Source organism: Microbispora sp. NPDC049633 (genome assembly GCF_040675265.1).
GTDB lineage: Bacteria > Actinomycetota > Actinomycetes > Streptosporangiales > Streptosporangiaceae > Microbispora > Microbispora maris.
Genome location: NZ_JBFAOO010000398.1, coordinates 1 through 2,029, shown reverse-complemented (window position 1 = coordinate 2,029; position 2,029 = coordinate 1). Strand labels below are relative to the sequence as shown.

3 protein-coding genes are annotated in these 2,029 nt (G+C 73.4%); all 3 read left to right on the top strand.

What is annotated here, in order from left to right; genetic code table 11:
• Positions 1-758 (top strand): NAD(P)H-binding protein (locus tag AB0J39_RS39355; protein ID WP_363474290.1); only part of this gene is annotated, 758 nt, incomplete at its 5' end.
• The gene (locus AB0J39_RS39350) at positions 755-1,129 is read left to right on the top strand and encodes a PPOX class F420-dependent oxidoreductase (protein WP_363474288.1); all 375 of its coding nucleotides are present in this window, start codon (positions 755-757) and stop codon (positions 1,127-1,129) included. The genes AB0J39_RS39355 and AB0J39_RS39350, both read left to right, overlap by 4 nt.
• Positions 1,130-1,140: 11 nt before the next feature.
• On the top strand, positions 1,141-1,998 hold the full coding sequence (locus AB0J39_RS39345) for a haloalkane dehalogenase (protein WP_363474286.1): 858 nt from the start codon (positions 1,141-1,143) through the stop codon (positions 1,996-1,998).
• The last annotated feature ends 31 nt before the right edge of the window (positions 1,999-2,029 follow it).

The following is a 2,029-nucleotide window of genomic DNA, read 5'->3' as shown; positions in this document are numbered from 1 at the left end:
CCGCCGCGGGCGAGCGGGTGACCGCCGTCTCCCGGCGGCCCGCCGAACTGCCCGAGGGCGTCGGGCACGTGCGGGGCGACCTGGAGGACCCCGCCGGGCTGAAGGACGCCTTCGACGGAGCGGACGCGCTGTTCCTGCTGGTGGCAGGGCAGGACCCGCGGGCGATCCTCGACGCCGCCCTGGCCGGCGGGGTGCGCCGGGTCGTCCTGCTGTCCTCCCAGGGAGCGGGGACCAGGCCGGAGTTCTACCGCCACCCCGCCGCCTTCGAGGAGGCGGTGCGCCGGTCCGGCCTGGAGTGGACCATCCTGCGTCCCGGCGGCTTCCACTCCAACGCCTACGCCTGGGCCGAGTCCGTCCGCGCGGGCCGTACCGTCGCCGCTCCGTTCGGCGACGTCGGCCTGCCGACCGTCGACCCGGGCGACATCGCCGAGGTCGCCGCGGCCGTCCTGCGCGAGGACGGGCACGCGGGCCGCGTCTACGAACTGACCGGCCCCGCGCCGACCACGCCACGGGAACGCGCGGCGGCGATCGGGGACGCGCTGGGCACGCCGGTGCGGTTCGCCGAGCAGACCCGGGAGGAGGCGCGGGCGCACATGCTCGGGTTCATGCCGGAGCAGGTGGTCGAAGGGACGCTCGCCATCCTGGGGGAGCCGCTGGAGGCCGAGCGGCGGGTCAGCGCGGACGTCGAACGCGTCCTCGGCCGCGCTCCCCGGTCCTTCGCCGACTGGGCCGTACGCAACGTGGCCGCCTTCCGGTGAGCATCGAGGCGTTCCTGGCCGAGCCGTCGGTGGCGACCCTGACCACCCTCCGCCCCGACGGCTCGCCGCACGTGGTGCCCGTGCGGTTCACCTGGGATCCCCGACCGGGCCTGGCCCGCGTGCTGACCGTGGCCTCCTCGGTCAAGGCCCGCAACCTGGCCGCCGGCTCCGGCGGCCGGGCGGCGCTCTGTCAGGTGGACGGGTTCCGCTGGGTCACGCTCGAAGGTTCCGCGACCGTGCACGACGACCCGGGCCGCGTCGGCGAGGCGGCGCGCCGCTACGCCGGGCGGTACGGCACGGCGCCGCCCAATCCACCCGGGCGGATCGTCATCGAGATCGCGGTCGATCGCATCACGAAGCTCAACCTTTGAAAGGCTCTGTCATGCCTGTTCAGCACGTCCTCGGCTCCACCATCCACTATCGGGACACCGGCTCCGGGGCGCCGATGGTCTTCCTGCACGGCAACCCCACGTCCTCCCATCTGTGGCGGCACGTCATGCCCGCTGTCGGTGAAGGCCGCCTCCTGGCTCCCGACCTGATCGGCATGGGTGAGTCCGGCAAGCCCGACATCGCCTACACGTTCGCGGATCACGCCCGCTATCTGGACGCCTGGTTCGACGCCCTCGACCTTCGCGACGTGGTCCTCGTCGGCCACGACTGGGGCGGTGCCCTGGCCTTCGACTGGGCCTCCCGTCATCCGGATCGGGTACGCGGGATCGCCGTCACCGAGACCATCGTCAAGCCGATGAGCTGGGAGGAGTTCCCCGATGGCGGCCGGGAGCTGTTCGCGGCGATCAAGACGGAGGGCGTCGGCGAGAAGATGATCCTGGACGACGACGCCTTCATCGAGGGACTGCCGGGCACCGTCGCCACCCCGATGGACCCGAGCGACCTGGCCGTCTACCGCAAGCCGTACCCGACGAGGGAGAGCCGCGTGCCGCTGCTGCGGTGGGCGCGCTCGATGCCGCTGGGCGGCGAGCCGGCCGACGTGGTGGCACGCGTGGAGGCGTACGACGTGTGGCTGGCCGCCAGCCCGGAGGTGCCGAAGCTCCTGCTCGTCTTCACGCCCGGACCCGGCACGATGATGCACCAGGACATGATCGACTGGTGCGCGGCCACCATGGCCGCCCTCGAGATCCGGCGGTTCGACGAGGTCGCGGGGCACCACACCCCCGAGGATCACCCGGAGCTGATCGGCAGGGCCGTCGCGGACTGGGCGAAGGCGCACGCGCTCCGCTGACGTCCCGCGTCCACGGACGACAAGCCGCCCC

What these genes read in the sequence shown, in the direction of transcription:
- AB0J39_RS39345 (WP_363474286.1), top strand. Translation starts at nt 1,141, where the DNA reads ATGCCTGTTCAGCACGTCCTCGGCTCCACCATCCACTATCGGGACACC.